This window comes from Streptomyces sp. NBC_00386, assembly GCF_036063235.1.
Lineage (GTDB): Bacteria > Actinomycetota > Actinomycetes > Streptomycetales > Streptomycetaceae > Streptomyces.
The window spans coordinates 5,886,506-5,904,326 of record NZ_CP107950.1; the positions used below are offsets into that span (position 1 = coordinate 5,886,506).

Annotated in this window: 23 protein-coding genes, 1 tRNA gene and 1 riboswitch; of the genes, 14 read left to right on the plus strand and 10 right to left on the minus strand. The window is 69.3% G+C overall.

Features of this window, described 5'->3' with window-relative positions; genetic code table 11:
- Window positions 1-39 precede the first annotated feature (39 nt).
- Window positions 40-375, plus strand: coding sequence for a hypothetical protein (locus OG780_RS25860; protein ID WP_328451988.1), 336 nt, complete (start codon window positions 40-42; stop codon window positions 373-375).
- 150 nt (window positions 376-525) lie between these two features.
- Here OG780_RS25860 and OG780_RS25865 read toward each other — a convergent pair whose 3' ends face one another.
- Entirely contained in the window at window positions 526-1,110 is a 585-nt protein-coding gene (locus tag OG780_RS25865; RefSeq protein ID WP_328451990.1) for an isochorismatase family protein, read from the minus strand.
- A gap of 207 nt (window positions 1,111-1,317) precedes the next feature.
- Window positions 1,318-2,646, minus strand: a complete 1,329-nt coding sequence (locus tag OG780_RS25870; protein WP_328451992.1) for a nicotinate phosphoribosyltransferase — start codon at window positions 2,644-2,646, stop codon at window positions 1,318-1,320.
- A 118-nt stretch (window positions 2,647-2,764) separates the two neighbouring features.
- On the opposite strand from OG780_RS25870, the gene clpS reads away from it, so the two are divergent.
- The 7 genes from clpS (at window position 2,765) to OG780_RS25905 (ending at window position 7,611) form a co-directional block, all read left to right on the plus strand.
- On the plus strand, window positions 2,765-3,082 hold the full coding sequence (gene clpS / locus OG780_RS25875; protein ID WP_037619207.1) for an ATP-dependent Clp protease adapter ClpS: 318 nt from the start codon (window positions 2,765-2,767) through the stop codon (window positions 3,080-3,082).
- Between the two features lie 53 nt (window positions 3,083-3,135).
- Window positions 3,136-3,741 (plus strand): DUF2017 domain-containing protein, encoded by a 606-nt coding sequence (locus OG780_RS25880; RefSeq protein WP_328451995.1) that lies wholly within the window; start codon window positions 3,136-3,138, stop codon window positions 3,739-3,741.
- A gap of 343 nt (window positions 3,742-4,084) precedes the next feature.
- Window positions 4,085-5,536, plus strand: a complete 1,452-nt coding sequence (locus OG780_RS25885) for an amino acid permease (protein WP_328451997.1) — start codon at window positions 4,085-4,087, stop codon at window positions 5,534-5,536.
- Window positions 5,537-5,645: 109 nt separating this feature from the next.
- On the plus strand, window positions 5,646-6,068 hold the full coding sequence (locus OG780_RS25890) for a M67 family metallopeptidase (RefSeq protein WP_328451999.1): 423 nt from the start codon (window positions 5,646-5,648) through the stop codon (window positions 6,066-6,068).
- Window positions 6,069-6,147: 79 nt separating this feature from the next.
- Complete coding sequence (locus tag OG780_RS25895) at window positions 6,148-6,249, plus strand: putative leader peptide (RefSeq protein ID WP_326787503.1); 102 nt, start codon at window positions 6,148-6,150, stop codon at window positions 6,247-6,249.
- Between the two features lie 115 nt (window positions 6,250-6,364).
- The gene (locus tag OG780_RS25900; RefSeq protein WP_328452002.1) at window positions 6,365-6,643 is read left to right on the plus strand and encodes a MoaD/ThiS family protein; all 279 of its coding nucleotides are present in this window, start codon (window positions 6,365-6,367) and stop codon (window positions 6,641-6,643) included.
- Window positions 6,644-6,660: 17 nt separating this feature from the next.
- Complete coding sequence (locus OG780_RS25905; protein WP_328452004.1) at window positions 6,661-7,611, plus strand: PLP-dependent cysteine synthase family protein; 951 nt, start codon at window positions 6,661-6,663, stop codon at window positions 7,609-7,611.
- A gap of 109 nt (window positions 7,612-7,720) precedes the next feature.
- On the opposite strand, the gene OG780_RS25910 is transcribed toward OG780_RS25905, so the two are convergent.
- Window positions 7,721-8,191, minus strand: coding sequence for a type II toxin-antitoxin system PemK/MazF family toxin (locus tag OG780_RS25910; RefSeq protein WP_328452006.1), 471 nt, complete (start codon window positions 8,189-8,191; stop codon window positions 7,721-7,723).
- Window positions 8,192-8,441: 250 nt separating this feature from the next.
- On the opposite strand from OG780_RS25910, the gene OG780_RS25915 reads away from it, so the two are divergent.
- Window positions 8,442-9,194, plus strand: a complete 753-nt coding sequence (locus tag OG780_RS25915; protein ID WP_328452008.1) for an MBL fold metallo-hydrolase — start codon at window positions 8,442-8,444, stop codon at window positions 9,192-9,194.
- A 71-nt stretch (window positions 9,195-9,265) separates the two neighbouring features.
- Here the strand turns inward: OG780_RS25915 and OG780_RS25920 are convergent, their stop codons facing one another.
- Both OG780_RS25920 and OG780_RS25925 read right to left on the minus strand, forming a co-directional pair.
- Window positions 9,266-10,516 (minus strand): PTS transporter subunit EIIC, encoded by a 1,251-nt coding sequence (locus OG780_RS25920; protein WP_328452010.1) that lies wholly within the window; start codon window positions 10,514-10,516, stop codon window positions 9,266-9,268.
- Between the two features lie 245 nt (window positions 10,517-10,761).
- The gene (locus OG780_RS25925; protein ID WP_328452012.1) at window positions 10,762-12,048 is read right to left on the minus strand and encodes a PTS transporter subunit EIIC; all 1,287 of its coding nucleotides are present in this window, start codon (window positions 12,046-12,048) and stop codon (window positions 10,762-10,764) included.
- Window positions 12,049-12,221: 173 nt separating this feature from the next.
- Here OG780_RS25925 and OG780_RS25930 point away from each other — a divergent pair, with 173 nt between their 5' ends.
- The 4 genes from OG780_RS25930 (at window position 12,222) to rdgB (ending at window position 14,548) form a co-directional block, all read left to right on the plus strand.
- Window positions 12,222-12,455: a PTS glucose/sucrose transporter subunit IIB gene (locus OG780_RS25930; RefSeq protein WP_328452014.1), complete on the plus strand. Its 234-nt coding sequence runs from the start codon at window positions 12,222-12,224 to the stop codon at window positions 12,453-12,455.
- A gap of 138 nt (window positions 12,456-12,593) precedes the next feature.
- Window positions 12,594-13,340 carry a ribonuclease PH gene (gene rph / locus OG780_RS25935; RefSeq protein WP_328452015.1) on the plus strand — a complete coding sequence of 249 codons (747 nt, stop codon included), beginning with the start codon at window positions 12,594-12,596 and terminating at the stop codon, window positions 13,338-13,340.
- Between the two features lie 146 nt (window positions 13,341-13,486).
- Window positions 13,487-13,885 (plus strand): hypothetical protein, encoded by a 399-nt coding sequence (locus OG780_RS25940; protein WP_328452016.1) that lies wholly within the window; start codon window positions 13,487-13,489, stop codon window positions 13,883-13,885.
- A gap of 60 nt (window positions 13,886-13,945) precedes the next feature.
- Entirely contained in the window at window positions 13,946-14,548 is a 603-nt protein-coding gene (gene rdgB, locus OG780_RS25945; protein ID WP_328452017.1) for an RdgB/HAM1 family non-canonical purine NTP pyrophosphatase, read from the plus strand.
- Between the two features lie 72 nt (window positions 14,549-14,620).
- On the opposite strand, the gene OG780_RS25950 is transcribed toward rdgB, so the two are convergent.
- The 5 genes from OG780_RS25950 to OG780_RS25970 all read right to left on the minus strand — a co-directional run bounded on the left by OG780_RS25950 (window position 14,621) and on the right by OG780_RS25970 (window position 17,142).
- A tRNA-Leu gene (locus tag OG780_RS25950) sits at window positions 14,621-14,703 on the minus strand.
- Window positions 14,704-14,758: 55 nt separating this feature from the next.
- Window positions 14,759-15,817 carry an HNH endonuclease signature motif containing protein gene (locus OG780_RS25955; protein WP_328452019.1) on the minus strand — a complete coding sequence of 353 codons (1,059 nt, stop codon included), beginning with the start codon at window positions 15,815-15,817 and terminating at the stop codon, window positions 14,759-14,761.
- A gap of 106 nt (window positions 15,818-15,923) precedes the next feature.
- Window positions 15,924-16,244, minus strand: a complete 321-nt coding sequence (locus OG780_RS25960) for a DMT family transporter (protein WP_328452021.1) — start codon at window positions 16,242-16,244, stop codon at window positions 15,924-15,926.
- A 33-nt stretch (window positions 16,245-16,277) separates the two neighbouring features.
- Window positions 16,278-16,347, minus strand: a riboswitch (guanidine-III (ykkC-III) riboswitch).
- A 49-nt stretch (window positions 16,348-16,396) separates the two neighbouring features.
- On the minus strand, window positions 16,397-16,699 hold the full coding sequence (locus OG780_RS25965; protein WP_326790934.1) for a GroES family chaperonin: 303 nt from the start codon (window positions 16,697-16,699) through the stop codon (window positions 16,397-16,399).
- A 104-nt stretch (window positions 16,700-16,803) separates the two neighbouring features.
- Window positions 16,804-17,142, minus strand: coding sequence for a DUF3618 domain-containing protein (locus tag OG780_RS25970; protein ID WP_328452023.1), 339 nt, complete (start codon window positions 17,140-17,142; stop codon window positions 16,804-16,806).
- A gap of 133 nt (window positions 17,143-17,275) precedes the next feature.
- Here OG780_RS25970 and bcp point away from each other — a divergent pair, with 133 nt between their 5' ends.
- A complete protein-coding gene (bcp, locus tag OG780_RS25975) occupies window positions 17,276-17,743 on the plus strand; it encodes a thioredoxin-dependent thiol peroxidase (RefSeq protein ID WP_037619171.1) in 468 nt (155 codons plus the stop codon).
- Window positions 17,744-17,821: the final 78 nt, after the last annotated feature.

Sequence of the window (17,821 nt, forward strand, 5' to 3'; positions counted from 1 at the left end):
CACCGACATCGACACCGACGCGCACGGGGGTGTGACCGAATGGCCGCAGGAGGTTTCTGCAGACTGCCCAATGGCAGCGTCGTCGTGGCGCTGAACCTGCCCAGTCCGGCGGGTGGGGCGGGCGGCTGCGTGCGCTTCCTGGTCGTCGCCCCGAACCGGGCCCGCGCCCTGACACGGCTGCGCAACCTGGGCATGCGCGCCGTCTACCTGCGGGGCAACGAGGCCCCGCCGACCCCCGACGAGATCACCGCGGTCCTGCACCACCCCGACGGGCTCATATGGCGCATGGCCCCCGAGACCGGCTGCACCGAGCTCAGCCAGGAGCTGTGGCACCCGGTCAGGACGCTGCTCAGACGCCCGGCACCCCAGCCGTGACCGCGCGGAGGCGGGCCGGGACGGGCCGAGGCATGACCCGGTGGCGCCCGGTGCGACTCGGCGTGACGTGTTGCGCATCGCCGTGACTCGTTGTGACGGGTGCGGCGGACGTGGCAGGTGCGGCGGGTATAGCGGGCGTGCGGCGGCCGGCTAGACCACGGGCTTGCCCGTGAGCTCGACCCCGGCGGCGCGCAGCTCCTCCAGCGCCCGCTGTGTCGTCTCCTCCGCCACCCCGGCCGTCAGGTCCAGCAGGACGGTCGTGCGGAAGCCCTGCCGCGCCGCGTCCAGGGCGGTCGCCTTCACGCAGTGGTCGGTCGCGATGCCGACCACGTCCACCTCGCCGATCTCGCGGGCGCGCAGCCAGTCGCCCAGGGCCAGCCCGTTCTCGTCGGTGCCCTCGAAGCCGCTGTACGCCGCCGCGTAGGCGCCCTTGTCGAAGACCGCGTCGATCGCGCCGGAGGCGACGGCCGGGGCGAAGTTCGGGTGGAAGCCGACCCCCTCGGTGCCGGCCACGCAGTGTGCGGGCCAGGAGTGCACGTAGTCGGGGTTGTCGGCGAAGTGGCCGCCCGGAGCGATGTGCAGGTCGCGGGTGGCGACCACGTGCCGGTAGCCGGCCGGGGCCTGCCCGATCAGCTCCGTGACGGCGGCGGCCACGTCGGCGCCCCCGGCCACGGCGAGGCTGCCTCCCTCGCAGAAGTCGTTCTGCACGTCTACGACGATCAAGGCGCGGCGCATGGGCTGTGTCCTTCGGCTATGGGGGGCGGCAGACAAGGGTGCGGGCCCGGCCGTTGAACTTCCGAGCCTAGAGAATTCCGGGGTCGTGCGGGAGGGGGTATTCGGCTTCGCGGGCCCGCGGGGGCCCGCTGCCGTTGCATTCCCGCTCACCGAGGGTTCATGCGCGGTGCCACCCCGGTAACACCCGCACCATCCGCCCCGGGCGTCTCAGAGGTATTCGGTGGGGATCACCGGCTCGCCGCGCGACAGCTGGGTCGCCGACAGCGGCAGCCGGGCGCGGGCCGCCGCGTGCCGGTCGCGTACGACGTCGAGCGGTTCGCGGGCCAGGACCTGTCCTCCCTTGACCAACTGGACCAGGAGCTGCCGGTCGGCCAGCTCGGCGGGCACCGGCCCGACGCCGATCACCTCGGCCTCCGCGACCCCCTGCCCGTCCAGCCGTCGCGCGGCCCACTTGCGGCCGCCGATGGAGGTCTTGCCGCCCGTGGACTTCTTGGCCACCGGCTCCAGCGGTGCCTCCGGGTCGGCCGACTCGGCGCGGGCGACCAGTTTGTAGACCATCGAGCACGTCGGATGGCCGGATCCCGTCACGAGCTGGGTGCCGACGCCGTACGCGTCCACGGGGGCCGCCGCGAGCGAGGCGATGGCGTACTCGTCGAGGTCGGAGGTCACGACGATCTTCGTCTCGGTCGCGCCCAGCTCGTCGAGCTGCCGGCGCACCCGGTGGGCGACGAGCAGCAGGTCGCCGGAGTCGATGCGCACCGCGCCGAGTCCGGGCCCGGCGACCTCGACGGCCGTGCGGACCGCTTCGGCGACGTCGTAGGTGTCCACGAGCAGCGTGGTGCCGCGGCCCAGCGAGTCCACCTGGGCCCGGAAGGCGTCCCGCTCGTGGTCGTGCAGGAGGGTGAAGGCGTGCGCGGAGGTGCCCACGGTCGGGATGCCGTAACGGAAACCGGCGGCCAGGTCGGAGGTGCTGGTGAACCCGCCGACGTACGCGGCTCGCGAGGCGGCCACCGCGGCCAGCTCGTGGGTGCGCCGGGCGCCCATCTCGATCAGCGGCCGGCTGCCCGCGGCGGAGGACATCCGGGAGGCGGCGGCCGCGATGGCGGAGTCGTGGTTGAGGATCGAGAGGACCACCGTCTCCAGGAGCACGCACTCGGCGAAGCTGCCCTCGACCCGCAGGAGGGGCGAGCCCGGGAAGTACACCTCGCCCTCGGGGTAGCCCCAGATGTCCCCGCCGAAGCGGTAGGAGGCGAGCCACTCGACGGTCGGCTCGTCCACGATCCCGCGCTCGCGCAGAAAGCCGAGGACGTCCGGGTCGAACCGGAAGTTCTCGACGGCGTCGAGGACGCGTCCGGTGCCCGCGACGACTCCGTAGCGCCGTCCTTCGGGCAGCCGCCGGGTGAAGACCTCGAAGACCGAGCGCCGCTCGGCGGTCCCGGCCGCGAGCGCGGCCTGCAGCATCGTCAGCTCGTACTGGTCGGTGAAGAGCGCCGTAGAGGGAACTTCCACCGGCAGCCCAAGGTCCGCTGTGTTCATGGCGGCGATCGTACCCCCATTTCGTCAGTTTGACGATTTCTATCGGCCGGCGATTCCCGGAGCGCCCGAGCACCTGTTCCGGGGGCCGTTTATGCGGGTGACCCCCTCTGGTGGGAGCATGGGCGATGTGACGGCTCCCGCACCTCTAGAGATCGAGAAGACCGAGTCGGCGGAGGAGGTCTTCGCCGTACCCGAGCCGGACGTCCCCTGGGTCACGATCGTCCACAACGACCCGGTCAACCTCATGAGCTATGTGACGTATGTCTTCCAGACGTACTTCGGCTACTCCAAGGACAAGGCCACCAAGCTGATGATGGACGTCCATCACAAGGGCCGGGCCGTCGTCTCCAGCGGCACGCGCGAGGAGATGGAGCGCGACGTGCAGGCCATGCACGGCTACGGTCTGTGGGCCACCCTTCAGCAGGACCGGAAGTAGCCGGCCCCCTGTCAACCGACCGCCCGCAGGACCGGAAGTAGCGAACTCACTCCATGCCCGGACACTTCGAACCGCTCCCCGGCGGCGGCGCGGCCGTCGCGCTCGACGAGGTCGAGATCTCCATCATCCGCTCCCTCGCCGTCCAGCTCCTGGAACTCATCGGTCCCGGCCCCGCGGAGAACGCCTCCGCCGACCCGCTCGCCGAGCTGTTCGCCGAGGGCCCCAGCGAGCCGCCGAGCGACCCGGTGCTCAAGCGCCTGTTCCCCGACGCCTACAGCGGCCCCGGCGTCCAGGCCGACACGCCCGAGCAGGCCGAGGAGCAGCACGCCCACTCCGCCGAGTTCCGCCGTTTCACCGAGAACGACCTGCGCGCGGGCAAGCGCGAGAACGCCCTCGCGGTGATCCGCTCGCTGGACGCGCTGACGCCCGGCGGCGACGGCGGAGCGGTCCTGGAACTGACCACCGCGCAGTCCGAGCAGTGGCTGCGCGCCCTGAACGACCTGCGTCTGGCCATCGGTTCGCGGCTCGACGTCGTCGACGAGGAGGACACCGACCTCCTCTACCGCCTCCCCGACGAGGACCCCCGCAAGCCGATGGTGATGGCCTACCTCTGGCTCGGCGGCCTCCAGGAGACCCTCGTCGCCACCCTTTTGCCCTGACCCGTCCCGACCTGTCGTCGAGCACACCGGCCTGTGTGTTCGCTCAGAGGACGCTCAAATCCGGATAACGATCACGTCACCGCAACCGCGCCCTTTGGGGCGCGGTTCGACTGTTTGTCCGGTTCTTTCTGTGGTCTGCGCAACATCAGCCTCAACCGATCAACGCCGCCCCCGTGATAAATCTTCACGACCGCCCGGCAGGACACCACCCATGTCCCGCCGGGTGCGCCACCGAGCCGGCGGACCGCCGGCCAGGCACAAGCTCCACCTGTCCGGGGGGATCGGAAGCCGATTCGAAGCCGAGGGACTGGCTCGTTCCGGTATGGAGAAAGGCGCACCAGACATGACCTCATCGCAGGTCGACAAGCAGTACGACGGCAGTGAGGCCGTGGGCGGCGACGCCCCCGAAGAGGGGTACGAGCGCGGGCTCGGCAGCCGTCAGGTCCAGATGATCGCGATCGGCGGCGCCATCGGCGTCGGCCTCTTCCTGGGAGCCGGGGCGAACATCGCCAAGGCCGGACCCAGCCTGATCGTGATGTACGCCCTCGCGGGCGTGATCATCTTCTTCATCATGCGGGCGCTCGGCGAGCTCCTGCTCTACCGCCCGGTCTCGGGCTCCTTCGCGGAGTACTCCCGCGAGTTCCTCGGCCCGTTCTTCGGCTACTTCACCGGCTGGACGTACTGGCTGATGTGGGTGGTCACCGGCATGGCCGAGCTCACGGCCGCCGCGATCTACGTCCACTACTGGTTCCCCGCGATCCACCAATGGGTGACGGCACTGGTCTTCCTGGTCGTCCTGTTCGTGGCGAACCTGATCTCGGTGAAGCTCTTCGGCGAGATCGAGTTCTGGTTCTCGATGGTCAAGGTCACCGCCCTGCTCGGCATGATCATCATCGGTATCGGCGTCCTGACCTTCGGCTTCAGCTCCGCCGGTGACACCGCCTCCGTCAGCAACCTCTGGCAGTTCGACGGCTTCTTCCCCAACGGCATCGGCTCGTCCCTGATGACCCTTCAGGGCGTCATGTTCGCCTACCTCGCCGTCGAGCTCGTCGGCGTCACCGCGGGCGAGTCCGAGGACCCGGAGAAGACCCTCCCGAAGGCCATCAACACCCTCCCGTGGCGCATCGCCCTCTTCTACGTCGGCGCCCTCACCGTCATCCTCTGCGTCGTGAAGTGGACGGAGTTCGCACCCAAGGTGAGCCCCTTCGTCGAGGCCTTCGCGAAGATCGGTATCCCGGCCGGCGCGGGCATCGTCAACTTCGTGGTCCTCACCGCCGCCCTGTCCTCCTGCAACTCGGGCATGTACTCCACGGGCCGCATGCTGCGGAACCTCGCCGACAGCGGCGAGGCCCCGAAGGTCTTCAGCAAGCTGTCCTCCACCAAGACGCCCGCACTCGGCATCACCATCTCCGTGCTCTTCATGGGCATCGGCGTGATCCTCAACTACGTCGTCCCCGAGAAGGCCTTCGGCTACGTCACCTCGGTGGCCACCGCGGCCGGCATCTGGACCTGGCTGATGATCCTGGCCAGCCACATCCTCTACCGCCGCGCGGTCGACGCCGGCCGGCTCCCGGCCTCGTCCTTCCCCGCCCCCGGCGGCGCGAAGTGCAGCTACGTCGCGGTCGCGTTCCTGCTCTTCGTCACCGGCCTGATCGCCTACGACGCGGACTCCCGCATCTGTCTGTACGTGATGGCCGTCTGGGCCGCCGCCCTGGCCATCGGCTGGGCGATCCTCAAGGCGCGCAACCCCCAGGTCACCGAACGCCGTGAGCCGGAGCTCGAGAAGGTCGGCTGACCACGTCACGGATGTCCGGCCCCCGGGCCACCGCTCAGGACGTCCGGCATTCGGGCCGTCCCGTACCACGCCTCGGTACGGGACGGCCCTTCTGTCTATCCTGACCAGCATGCTGACCATCACCGAGGCCCTGTTCGACCAGATCGTCGCCCACGCACGCCAGGACCACCCCGACGAGGCGTGCGGCGTCGTCGCGGGGCCCGCGGGCACCGACCGCCCCGAGCGCTTCATCCCGATGCTCAACGCCGCCCGCTCGCCCACGTTCTACGAGTTCGACTCCGGCGATCTGCTCAAGCTCTACCGCGAGATGGACGACCGCGACGAGGAGCCCGTCGTCATCTACCACTCGCACACCGCGACCGAGGCCTACCCCTCCCGCACCGACCTCGCGTACGCGAACGAGCCCGGCGCGCACTACGTCCTGGTCTCCACGGCGGACACCGACGACGCCGGTCCCTTCCAGTTCCGCTCGTACCGGATCGTGGAGGGTGAGGTCACGGAGGAGGAGGTCAAGGTCGTGGAGAGCTACTGATCTCACCCATCGACCAAAAAGCGTCCGGAATGCGAGATCACAGTCCGGGGCCCGTACAGGGAATCGATACGATGAGCCCATGGTTCTGAACGACGTGAGCGACAAGACGCCGGGCATGCTGCTCGTCGCGCGGCTGCACGTCGACCTGTGCAGGCTGCAGAGCGCCATCTGTACGCGCTGACCCGCCGCCGCGTACGGCCGGAGAGCCGCGGCTCCGCAACCGGCGTACCCCCTGCCCTGCCCGCGCTGCCGCGCGTCGTCCGACCTGACTTTCCTTCCGACAGGAGCCCGCAACCATGGCCATCGAGGTCCGCATCCCCACCATCCTCCGCACCTACACGAACGGCGAGAAGGCCGTCGAGGGCGGCGGGGCGACCCTTGCCGAGCTGTTCACCGACCTCGACACCCGTCACGCGGGCATCCGGGCCCGGATCGTGGACGACGGCGAACTGCGCCGCTTCGTCAACGTCTACCTCAACGACGAGGACGTCCGCTTCCTCGACGGCATCAACACCAAGCTGACCGACGGCGACAGCGTCACGATCCTGCCGGCCGTCGCCGGCGGCATGGTCTGATCGGACCCTGGTCACCCATGCGCTACGACTCCCCGCTCGCCGCGGTGGGCAACACCCCTCTGGTGCGCCTGCCGCGGCTGTCGCCGTCCGCGGACGTCCGTATCTGGGCGAAGCTGGAGGACCGCAACCCGACCGGCTCCGTCAAGGACCGGCCGGCCCTCCACATGATCGAGCAGGCGGAGAAGGACGGCCGTCTGACGCCGGGCTGCACGATCCTGGAGCCGACCAGCGGCAACACCGGCATCTCCCTGGCGATGGCGGCGAAGCTCAAGGGCTACCGCATGGTCTGCGTGATGCCCGAGAACACCTCACAGGAACGCCGTGACCTGCTCGGCATGTGGGGCGCCGAGATCGTCCCCAGCCCGGCCGCCGGCGGCTCCAACACCGCCGTCCGCGTCGCCAAGGAACTGTCCGCGCAGCACCCGGACTGGGTGATGCTCTACCAGTACGGCAACCCGGACAACGCCGGCGCCCACTACGCCACGACGGGCCCCGAGATCCTCGCCGACCTCCCGTCCATCACCCACTTCGTGGCGGGACTCGGCACCACCGGCACCCTCATGGGCGTCGGCCGCTTCCTGCGCGAGCACAAGCCGGACGTCAAGATCGTCGCCGCGGAGCCGCGCTACGACGACCTGGTCTACGGCCTCAGGAACCTGGACGAGGGCTTCGTACCGGAGCTGTACGACGCCTCCGTCCTCACCAGCCGCTTCTCCGTCGGCTCCGCGGACGCGGTCACCCGCACCCGGGAACTCCTCCAGCAGGAGGGCATCTTCGCGGGCGTCTCCACCGGAGCCGCGCTGCACGCCGCGATCGGCGTCGGCAACAAGGCCGTCAAGGCCGGAGAGCCGGCCGACATCGCCTTCGTGGTCGCGGACGGCGGCTGGAAGTACCTGTCCACCGGTGTCTACACGGCGGCGACGACGGAAGAGGCCATCGAGACACTCCAGGGCCAGCTCTGGGCGTAGCCCGGACACGGCACCGGCCGCACCAGCCGCGACGAAGGGCGCGGGGACCGATCGACGGTCCCCGCGCCCTTCCGCGTTCTCGCGTTCTCCACCCGGGCCAGAGAGCGGCTCAGCGGGCCAGGTAACGGACCTGGTCCCACAGAACCGGATCCACCACACCGACCCGGCGCCGGAAGTCGCCCACCGGCACCTCGCGCAACTCGTCCGTCTCCAGGAAGCTCGGCCGCCCCTGGGCGTCACCCACGGTCCCCGGGGGCAACGGGATCACCCCGGGCCGCTCGTCGTGGTACTTGCTGGTGATCTTCGCGACGGTCACCCGCTTCCCGCGCACCACCAGCACCAGACACGGCCGGTCCTTGGCCCCCGGCCCGTCCTCGTAGGGGACGTTCGCCCACCAGATCTCCGCCGCCCGCGGCGCCTGCCCCTCGCGCCGCGGTCCGCCCCGGCGCGGTCCGCCCCGGCCCGGCGGACGCGTCCGCCCGGCCGGCCGGCGCCCGCGGCGCCCCCAGCCGTCCACCAGCGTCACGACCAGCGCGAGCAGCACCACCGCCGCCAACGCGAGCCACCAGGACGTGTCCACAGCAAAGAAGGTACCGGCGCGCGCGTGACCGCGCCCGCCCTGGGACGACCCCGGCGCCCGAGGGGCTGTCCGAACTGATCCAAACACCACTCCTCAGGTCCATCCGAACCGGTGACAGCACAGGTGAGTTCGCCCACAACGGCCCCTGGCGGAGGAGCGACCCGTCCTTTTGCGCCTTACGCTCGACGGACCGCACGACCCCCGTCCTCCCCGTTTCCAGCTGTTACCCGCCAGCGGAGGTTTCTGCTTTATGAAGCTCACCGTCGTCGGCTGCTCGGGGTCGTTCCCGTCCGCGGAATCGGCCTGCTCGAGCTACCTCCTAGAGGCCGACGGCTTCCGGCTGCTTCTCGACATGGGCAACGGTGCCCTGGGCGAGCTGCAGCGCCATTGCGGTCTCTACGACCTCGACGCGATCTTCCTGAGCCATCTGCACGCCGACCACTGCATCGACATGTGCGCCTACTTCGTCGCGCGCTACTACCGGCACGACGGCGGCCGCTGCGACCCGCTCCCGGTCTACGGCCCCGAAGGCACCGAGCACCGGCTCACCACGGCCTACGCCGACACCCCCAGCGCCTCGTCCATGAGCGAGGTCTTCGACTTCCACACGGTCAAGCCGTCCACCTTCGAGGTCGGCCCCTTCACCGTGCACACCGAACGGGTGGCGCACCCGGTGGAGGCGTACGGCATCCGGGTGGAGCACGGCGGACGGTCGTTGACGTACTCCGGTGACACGGGGGTGACCCAGGCCCTGGACGAACTCGCGCGCGACACGGACCTGTTCCTGTGCGAGGCCGCGTTCACCCACGGCAAGGAGAACATCCCCGGCCTCCACCTCAACGGCCTGGAGGCCGGCGAGACCGCCGCCCGCGCGGGCGCCCGCCGCCTCGTCCTCACCCACATCCCCCCGTGGACGGACGCCGACACCAACCTGACGGACGCCCGCTCGGCGTACCAGGGCCCGGTGGATCTGGCGGTACCGGGGGCGACGTACGAGATCTGACGGGCTCAGCGTGCACGAAGGCCCCCGGAACCAGGCGGTTCCGGGGGCCTTCGGCCGTAGGGAAGGACGACTCACGCCTTCGTGAGGTCCTCGACCTCCTCCTCGGGCTCACGGCCCGGGGTGGGGAGGTTGAACTTGGTGATCGCGAAGCGGAAGACCACGTAGTAGACCGCCGCGAAGACCAGACCGATCGGGATGATCATCCAGGGCTTGGTGGCCAGGTTCCAGTTCAGGAAGTAGTCGATCGCACCGGCCGAGAAGCTGAAGCCGTGGTGCACGCCCAGGGACCAGGTGATCGCCATCGACAGGGCGGTCAGGACCGCGTGGATCACGTACAGGACCGGCGCGATGAACATGAACGCGAACTCGATCGGCTCGGTGATGCCCGTGACGAACGAGGTGAGCGCGAGCGACATCATCATGCCGCCGACGACCTTGCGGCGCTCGGGGCGGGCGGTGTGCGTGATCGCCAGGGCGGCGGCCGGCAGCGCGAACATCATGATGGGGAAGAAACCGGTCATGAACTGACCGGCGGTCGGGTCGCCGTGGAAGAAGCGGGGCAGGTCACCGTGCCACAGGGCGCCCGAGGGGTCCTTGTACGAGCCGATCTCCTGCCAGGCGACCGTGTTGACGAACTGGTGCATGCCGACCGGGAGCAGCGCGCGGTTGATCGCACCGAAGATGCCCGCGCCGACAGCGCCGAGACCGGTCATCCACTCACCGAAGTTGGTGATGACGTCGCCGATGGGCTCCCAGACCAGGCCGAAGAAGACGCCGACGGCGGTGCCGATGAAGGCCATCAGGATCGGCACCAGGCGGCGGCCGTTGAAGAAGCCGAGCCAGTCGGGCAGCTTGGTGCGGTGGAACCGCTGCCAGGTGACGGCGGCTATCAGGCCCATGACGATGCCGCCGAGGACCTTCGGGTCGTTGTACGTCGCTGCGATGTCCGCGCCCTTGGTCACCTTGGCGTCGGTGATGGGGAACGCGGTCAGCACGTTCTTGTAGACCAGGAAGCCGACAAGGGCGGCCAGTGCCGTGGAGCCGTCGGCCTTCTTGGCGAAGCCGATGGCGATGCCGACGCAGAACAGCAGCGGCAGGTTGCTGAACACCGCGTCGCCGGCGGTGGCGAAGACGGCGGCGACCTTGTTCCAGCCGAGGCCGTCCTTGCCGAACACGTCCGGCTGGCCGAGGCGGAGCAGGATGCCCGCCGCCGGAAGCACGGCGATCGGCAGCTGCAGGCTGCGGCCGACCTTCTGCAGGCCCTGGAACAGGCCGGATCCCCGCTTCTTCGCGGGTGCCGCCGAGACGGTGGCGGTGCTCATAGTTCCTCCATGCGCTGGGCGCTGCCGGGGGACGGGAAAGGTGGGACAGGGGTCGGCAGCGACCATGTGGTCTACACCACCAGTGGTGTAGACCTGTTTCTAGCACGGTGAAGGCCAGATAAGGAACCCACGAATTTTGTGGCCTGGGCCATAACGGGAACAGATGATTCCGGTCATGGCGAAGGCCCCCGGACCGACTGGTCCAGGGGCCTTTCCATGTGCAGGGCTTGCGGCCCGGCGGGGAGCTACGCCTTCGTCGTGTCCTCGACGTCCTCCTCCGGTTCCCGCCCCGGAGTCTTCAGATCGAACTTCGTGATCGCGAACCGGAAGATCGCGTAGTACACCGCGCCGAAGCACAGCCCGATCGGAATGATCAGCCACGGCTTCGTCGCCAGGTTCCAGTTGATGACGTAGTCGATCAGACCCGCGGAGAAACTGAAGCCGTCGTGCACACCGAGCCCCCACGTCACCGCCATCGACACACCCGTGAGGACCGCGTGGATCGCGTACAGCAGCGGCGCGATGAACAGGAACGAGTACTCGATCGGCTCGGTGATGCCCGTGACGAACGACGTCAGCGCCACCGACAGCATCAGACCGCCGATCTCCTTGCGCCGATGCGGCTTCGCGGTGTGCGTCATCGCGAGCGCGGCCGCCGGCAGCGCGAACATCATGATCGGGAAGAAGCCCGTGAGGAACTGCCCCGCGTTCGGGTCGCCCGCCAGGAACATGTTGATGTCGCCGTGCACGACCTGGCCGTCGGGCTTGGTGAAACTGCCGAACTGGAACCAGATGGGCACGTTCAGGAACTGGTGCAGACCGATCACCAGCAGAGCCCGGTTCGCCAGACCGAACACACCCGAACCCCACGCCCCCAGCCCGACCAGCCAGTCGCTGAAGTTCTCCAGCCCGTCACCGATCGGCGGCCACACCCACAGGCACAGCGAGGCGAACCCCATGGCCACGAACGCCATGATGATCGGCACCAGACGGCGCCCGTTGAAGAAGCCGAGCCAGTCCACCAGCTTCGTCCGGTGGTAGCGCGCCCAGAAGTACGCCGACATCAGCCCGATGGCGATACCGCCGAACACCCCGGGGTTCTGGTAGGTGAACTCGACGACCGAGCTGTCCTCCAGCTGACAGCCCAGCTTGATCTGGATGCTCCCGCCCGGGCAGGTCTCCGGAAACGCGCGCAGCACGTTGTAGTACACGAGGAAACCCACGACCGCCGCCAAGGCCGTCGAGCCGTCCGCCTTCTTCGCCATGCCGATGGCCACGCCGACACAGAACAGCATCGGCAGCCCGAGGTTGCCGTCCAGCAGCGCGCCACCCGCCGCGCCGATCACCTTCGACAGGTTGTCCCAGCCGAGTCCGTCCGCGCCGAACACATCCGGCTGCCCGAGCCGGTTCAAGATGCCCGCGGCCGGCAGCACGGCGATCGGCAACTGCAGGCTGCGGCCCATCTTCTGCAGCCCCTGGAACGCCTTGTGCCAGCGGGCACGCGCTGGAGACACATCACTTACGGCACTCATGGGCGTCCTCCGGGCGGGCCGGTTTGGCGACCGCCCGCCAACTGGTGTAGACCAGTCGGCGACGAGTCGCCCTGTCGTGATCGCCATCCTTCGGCACCCACGACATGACCGCTCGCGAAGATGGGCCAACTGTGGGTTACTGCGACAAAGCGGTTCTGATCAGGGAGTAGGACATGGCCACCAAGGCTGAGAAGATCGTCGCCGGGCTCGGCGGCATCGACAACATCGAAGAGGTCGAAGGCTGCATCACCCGCCTGCGCACCGAGGTCCGTGACGCCTCACTCGTCGACGAGGCCGCCCTGAAGGCCGCAGGCGCCCACGGCGTCGTCAAGATGGGCACCGCCATCCAGGTCGTCATCGGAACCGACGCGGACCCCATCGCCGGCGAGATCGAAGACATGATGTGACCGGCAGGACCCACTGAAGCCACCCCGGCCCCCGAGCGGGCCGCACACCGCTTCAGGAGCCGCACCGGCTCACCCGTGAGGGGCTGATTCCGCCACCGGCGGGCAGTCCCTCACGCCTGTGCGGATAGGCTCGACGCCATGTCTCGAATCGACGGCCGCACCCCCGAACAGCTGCGCCCCATCACCATCCAGCGTGGCTGGAGCAAGCATGCCGAGGGCTCCGTCCTCGTATCCTTCGGCGACACCAAGGTCTTCTGCACGGCCTCCGTCACCGAAGGCGTCCCCCGCTGGCGCAAGGGCAGCGGCGAGGGCTGGGTCACCGCCGAATACTCCATGCTCCCCCGCGCCACCAACACCCGCGGCGACCGCGAATCCGTCCGCGGCAAGATCGGCGGCCGCACCCACGAGATCAGCCGCCTCATCGGCCGCTCGCTGCGCGCCGTCATCGACTACAAGGCGCTCGGCGAGAACACCATCGTCCTCGACTGCGACGTCCTCCAGGCCGACGGCGGCACCCGCACCGCCGCCATCACCGGCGCGTACGTCGCCCTCGCCGACGCCGTCACCTGGGCCCAGGGCAAGAAGCTCGTCAAGCCCGGCCGCAAGCCGCTCACCGGCACCGTCTCCGCCGTCTCCGTCGGCATCGTCGGCGGCGTCCCCCTCCTCGACCTCCGCTACGAGGAGGACGTCAAGGCCGACACCGACATGAACGTCGTGTGCACCGGCGACGGCCGCTTCGTCGAGGTCCAGGGCACCGCCGAGGCCGAGCCCTTCGACCGCAAGGAACTCAACGCCCTGCTGGACCTCGCCGTCGCGGGCTGCGACGAACTCGCCGCCATCCAGCGCGCGGTACTCGAATCGACCTCAGAGGCAACCGCGAGTTAACCCTTGGCGTTCTTATGGGTACGGGCGTACGGTCCAGCCGTGCGCCCGCCGGCCCCTCCGGGCGGATCGGGCCGACCGCACAGCGGACCGGTGCGATGCGGTCGGTGCGGCCGCACCACACCACGTCCACGGGGAGGGACCGTTCCATGGCCGCGCGCCACCGCAATCGCCGCCGTACCGCCGCATTCACCGTTGTCGCCGCACTCGTCGTCCTGCCGGCGGTGGTCGGCTGCGACGCCGTCAGCAAGGCGCTCGACTGCGTGCAGACCGCCGACTCGATAGCCGACAGCGTCACCGACCTCCAGCAGGCCGTCGAGAACGCGGCGAACGACCCGACGCAGACCGACGCGTCCCTCAACGCCATCGAGAACAACCTCGACAGGATCGGCGACAAGACCGACAACGCCGACGTCAACAAGGCGGTCGACGAGCTGAACAAGGCCGTCGCCAACGTCCGCACGGCCGTCAAGAACGGCGACACCACCCCCGACATCAGCCCCGTCACGGCCGCGGCGGGCGAACTGACGAAGGTGTGCACGCCGTAGGGCCCCGCCGGGACCCGGCCTGAGCCCGGCTCAGGGGCGGACTCGGAGATACTGGCGACCATGACCCGCCTGATCCTCGCCACCCGCAACGCCGGAAAGCTCACCGAGTTGAAGGCGATCCTCGCCGACGCAGGGCTCACCCATGACCTCGTCGGCGCGGACGCCTACCCCGACATCCCCGACGTCAAGGAAACCGGCGTCACCTTCGCCGAGAACGCCCTGCTGAAGGCCCACGCCCTCGCCCAGGCCACCGGCCTGCCCGCCGTCGCCGACGACTCGGGCCTGTGCGTCGACGTCCTGAACGGCGCCCCCGGCATCTTCTCCGCCCGCTGGGCCGGCCGCCACGGCGACGACCGGGCCAACCTGGACCTGCTCCTCGCCCAGCTCTCCGACATCGACGCCCCGCACCGGGGCGCCCACTTCGCCTGCGCGGCGGCCCTGGCCCTGCCGGACGGCACGGAACGCGTGGTCGAGGGCCAACTCCTCGGCACCCTCCGCCACACCCCCGCCGGCACGAACGGCTTCGGCTACGACCCGATCCTCCAGCCGGACGGCGACACCCGCACCTGCGCGGAACTGTCGGCCGAGGAGAAGAATGCGATCAGCCACCGGGGCAAGGCGTTCCGGGCCTTGGTGCCGGTGGTGCGGGAGTTGTTGGGCTGAGGGATGCGCACCACGTACCGGCAAGGTCCGGCTTGCGGAAGTCGCAAGCCGGACCTTGCAAGTGAAACCGGGTGCGGCCTGAGGGATTCGAACCCTCACGGGATTTCTCCCATCGCGCCCTAAACGCGAGGCGTCTGCCGTTCCGCCAAGGCCGCTGGCCTGCCCGTCGTCGAGCGTGACGGGCGGGTGCAAGTGTACGGTGATCCGCGGCTATCCGGCGAGCGGCAGTGTTTCCTTCTGCCGGCACCACGTATCCGTCAGCGCGTGGCAGTTCGGGCACAGATACCGCAAGTTTTCCCGGCGGTTGTCGTGCCAGTCTCCGTTGATGTGGTCGATCTGCAGGGTGATGCGGCGCCCCAACCATTCACCAGTGTTGCCGCAACTCGCGCATGCGTACGGCACTCCGACTTCTGTCAGGGCTCTGTGCAGTTGGGCCCTGTTGGTTCGACCGGCGTGCTCGGGTAGGACGACGAGCACGCGGTGAGCGGTCGGCGTGGGGGCGGCTCTCTCCGGCCTGCCCCAGGCACGGCGCTTGAAGTGGCTGGTGTCGAGACCGAGGCGGGATGCTGTGCGCCGGACCCGCCGGTGATTGGTGTCCGTGACGTCCATCCCGAGCCCGCGCATGACGTCGGCGTAGCTGGTGCAACGTGCTACAAGACCGCGCAGTTCGCCCTCGGGAATCCGTGCGCGCCGGTGTGAGAAGTGTCCGATGTCGACGCCCTGGGCCGCCAGCATGCGGCCCAGGGTCGCTCGCGAGCGGCTGTCGTCCGGGACCCCCAGCGCGCGTGCCACGCCACGCATGCTGGAGGCTGTGACTGCTGCTTTCCGCAGTTCTTCAGGGGTGATGGGCAGGTTCGGCTCGGAGCGATCGATGCCCGGGAAGTGGCTGATGTCGATGCCTGCCGCGCTGATGCGACGTCGGATGTGTGAGAGCGTTCCCGTGGCCAGTGTGGCGCCCAGTTTCAAGGCCACTTCGCGCAGGGAGGACGAAGAGGCGGCGGCTTCGGCGATGGCGGCATCGGGGTACTTGCGCCATGGGCTGCGCTTGGCGAAGTGGTGCGTGTCGAGTCCGTGGCTCACCACCTTCTCCTGGAGCACACGGCGTTGGCCTCCACTCGGCTTGAGGCCGAGCCGCCGCATCAGATCGGTCCAATTGCGTGCCTCGGCGACGACCGGTGCGAGGCGTTCCCTGCGGTACGGGTCTGAGTCCGGCACCACTTGACTTGGGGTGGCCGGCGCTACCGATTCCGCCGCACTCCGCACGCTCATGTACCCCCTCCGTTTCCGATCGCGCGTTCGCGACCTCGTACGGACTAACGAACCGTTAATCGGACGGTTACGCCCGGTGAGGGGGCGGGTCGGGTTCCGGGTGGGGTCAGTGGCCCGACGTGGCCTTCAGGCCCACCACCGATGCCAGGAGCAGGCAGATGAAGAAGATGCGGGCGGCTGTCGCCGGTTCGTCCAGGAGGGTCATGCCGAGGATCGCGGCGCCCGCCGCACCGATGCCGACCCAGACGCCGTACGCGGTGCCGATCGGGAGCGACTTGGCCGCCTGTGACAGCAGGAGCATGCTCGCCACGATGCCCGCGCCCGTCAGAATGCTGGGGACCGGGCGGGTGAAACCGTCGGTGTACTTCATTCCGATCGACCAGCCGACTTCGAGCAGTCCGGCGACGATCAGCAGGACCCAGGCCATGGGAGGTACCTCCGGGAGACGACGGCGTTTCGGGCTGCGTCGTCTTTGCTGAGCCCGGTACGGCGCGTCTCGTCGGGGTCCCTCCACCGTAGCAAGGAACGGCGAAAGGGGCCGGTGACCATGGTCACCAGCCCCTTCGGGGTGCGTATGCCCTACAAGTAAAGGCCGGTCGAGTCCTCGGACCCCTCGAAGCGGTCCGCGGCCACGGCGTGCAGGTCCCGCTCGCGCATCAGCACGTACGCGGTCCCGCGCACCTCGACCTCGGCCCGGTCCTCGGGGTCGTACAGGACCCGGTCTCCGGGCTCCACCGTACGGACGTTCTGCCCGACCGCGACGACGTCGGCCCAGGCGAGACGGCGGCCGACGGCCGCCGTCGCGGGGATCAGGATGCCGCCGCCGGAGCGCCGCTCGCCCTCGGCGGCGTCCTGCCGTACCAGCACGCGGTCGTGCAGCATCCGGATGGGCAGCTTGTCGTCATGGGTGCTGTGCGTTTCACGGTTGGCGCTCACGCCCTGAACCTACCTGTCCCGGCCGGTTTCGTACGCGGGTGGGTCGCCGGTCAGCGCTTGCGGCGTCGCGAGCCCACGACGAGCAGCCCGACGAGTCCCACGGCGACCAGAGCCACCGGCACGATGCGCTCCAGCCGGGGCGCGCCGTCCTCCGTGACGAACTGGCCCTTCACATCGCCGACGACGCGGTTGACGCCGACATAGGCGCGCCCCAGGGTGTGGTCGATGTTCGAGGCGACCTTCGCCTTGGCGTCTCCGACGATGGTCTTCGGGTGCACCCGTACGCCGATCTCGTCGAGCGTGTCGGCGAGCGTTGTGCGGCGGTGCTTGATGTCCGCCTCGATCTGCGCCGGAGTCCTGGTATCCGGCGTTCTCGACGTATCCGACACCGCGCTGCCTCCGTGGTCGTGTAGTGACTCCCTGATTCGGACAGTCTGTCAGTTCGTACCGGACCGCACCCCTCGGCACCCCCCATTACGCTCGTTCCGTATCCATTCCATCCCCCGGCCACGTGAGGTTCCGATGAGCGAGCGACTCCAGCCCGGCGACACCGCCCCCGCCTTCACCCTGCCCGACGCCGACGGCAACGAGGTCTCCCTCGCCGATCACAAGGGCCGCAAGGTCATCGTCTACTTCTACCCGGCCGCCCTCACTCCGGGCTGCACGAAGCAGGCCTGCGACTTCACGGACAACCTGGACCTGCTGGCGGGCGCCGGTTACGACGTGATCGGTGTCTCCCCGGACAAGCCCGAGAAGCTCGCCAAGTTCCGTGAGAAGGAGTCCCTGAAGGTCACGCTGGTCGGGGACCCCGACAAGACGGTCCTGGAGGCGTACGGGGCCTTCGGCGAGAAGAAGCTGTACGGCAAGACGGTCGTCGGTGTCATCCGCTCCACGGTGGTCGTGGACGAGGAGGGCAAGGTCGAGCGGGCGCTGTACAACGTGAAGGCGACCGGACACGTGGCGAAGATCATCAAGGACCTGGGGATCTGACCGTCACCGCTGACCGCCGGTCCGGTCACCGCCTCTGACCACCGGGCCTGACCGCCGGCTCCCGCGGCCGGACCTGAT

Bases quoted from the DNA above. Each gene is read 5' to 3' on its own strand.
- OG780_RS25860 (WP_328451988.1), top strand. From the start codon at position 40: ATGGCCGCAGGAGGTTTCTGCAGACTGCCCAATGGCAGCGTCGTCGTG.
- OG780_RS25865 (WP_328451990.1), bottom strand. From the start codon at position 1,110: ATGCGCCGCGCCTTGATCGTCGTAGACGTGCAGAACGACTTCTGCGAG.
- OG780_RS25870 (WP_328451992.1), bottom strand. From the start codon at position 2,646: ATGAACACAGCGGACCTTGGGCTGCCGGTGGAAGTTCCCTCTACGGCG.
- clpS (WP_037619207.1), top strand. From the start codon at position 2,765: ATGGGCGATGTGACGGCTCCCGCACCTCTAGAGATCGAGAAGACCGAG.
- OG780_RS25880 (WP_328451995.1), top strand. From the start codon at position 3,136: ATGCCCGGACACTTCGAACCGCTCCCCGGCGGCGGCGCGGCCGTCGCG.
- OG780_RS25885 (WP_328451997.1), top strand. From the start codon at position 4,085: ATGACCTCATCGCAGGTCGACAAGCAGTACGACGGCAGTGAGGCCGTG.
- OG780_RS25890 (WP_328451999.1), top strand. From the start codon at position 5,646: ATGCTGACCATCACCGAGGCCCTGTTCGACCAGATCGTCGCCCACGCA.
- OG780_RS25895 (WP_326787503.1), top strand. From the start codon at position 6,148: ATGGTTCTGAACGACGTGAGCGACAAGACGCCGGGCATGCTGCTCGTC.
- OG780_RS25900 (WP_328452002.1), top strand. From the start codon at position 6,365: ATGGCCATCGAGGTCCGCATCCCCACCATCCTCCGCACCTACACGAAC.
- OG780_RS25905 (WP_328452004.1), top strand. From the start codon at position 6,661: ATGCGCTACGACTCCCCGCTCGCCGCGGTGGGCAACACCCCTCTGGTG.
- OG780_RS25915 (WP_328452008.1), top strand. From the start codon at position 8,442: ATGAAGCTCACCGTCGTCGGCTGCTCGGGGTCGTTCCCGTCCGCGGAA.
- OG780_RS25920 (WP_328452010.1), bottom strand. From the start codon at position 10,516: ATGAGCACCGCCACCGTCTCGGCGGCACCCGCGAAGAAGCGGGGATCC.
- OG780_RS25925 (WP_328452012.1), bottom strand. From the start codon at position 12,048: ATGAGTGCCGTAAGTGATGTGTCTCCAGCGCGTGCCCGCTGGCACAAG.
- OG780_RS25930 (WP_328452014.1), top strand. From the start codon at position 12,222: ATGGCCACCAAGGCTGAGAAGATCGTCGCCGGGCTCGGCGGCATCGAC.
- rph (WP_328452015.1), top strand. From the start codon at position 12,594: ATGTCTCGAATCGACGGCCGCACCCCCGAACAGCTGCGCCCCATCACC.
- OG780_RS25940 (WP_328452016.1), top strand. From the start codon at position 13,487: ATGGCCGCGCGCCACCGCAATCGCCGCCGTACCGCCGCATTCACCGTT.
- rdgB (WP_328452017.1), top strand. From the start codon at position 13,946: ATGACCCGCCTGATCCTCGCCACCCGCAACGCCGGAAAGCTCACCGAG.
- OG780_RS25955 (WP_328452019.1), bottom strand. From the start codon at position 15,817: ATGAGCGTGCGGAGTGCGGCGGAATCGGTAGCGCCGGCCACCCCAAGT.
- OG780_RS25960 (WP_328452021.1), bottom strand. From the start codon at position 16,244: ATGGCCTGGGTCCTGCTGATCGTCGCCGGACTGCTCGAAGTCGGCTGG.
- OG780_RS25965 (WP_326790934.1), bottom strand. From the start codon at position 16,699: ATGCTGCACGACCGCGTGCTGGTACGGCAGGACGCCGCCGAGGGCGAG.
- bcp (WP_037619171.1), top strand. From the start codon at position 17,276: ATGAGCGAGCGACTCCAGCCCGGCGACACCGCCCCCGCCTTCACCCTG.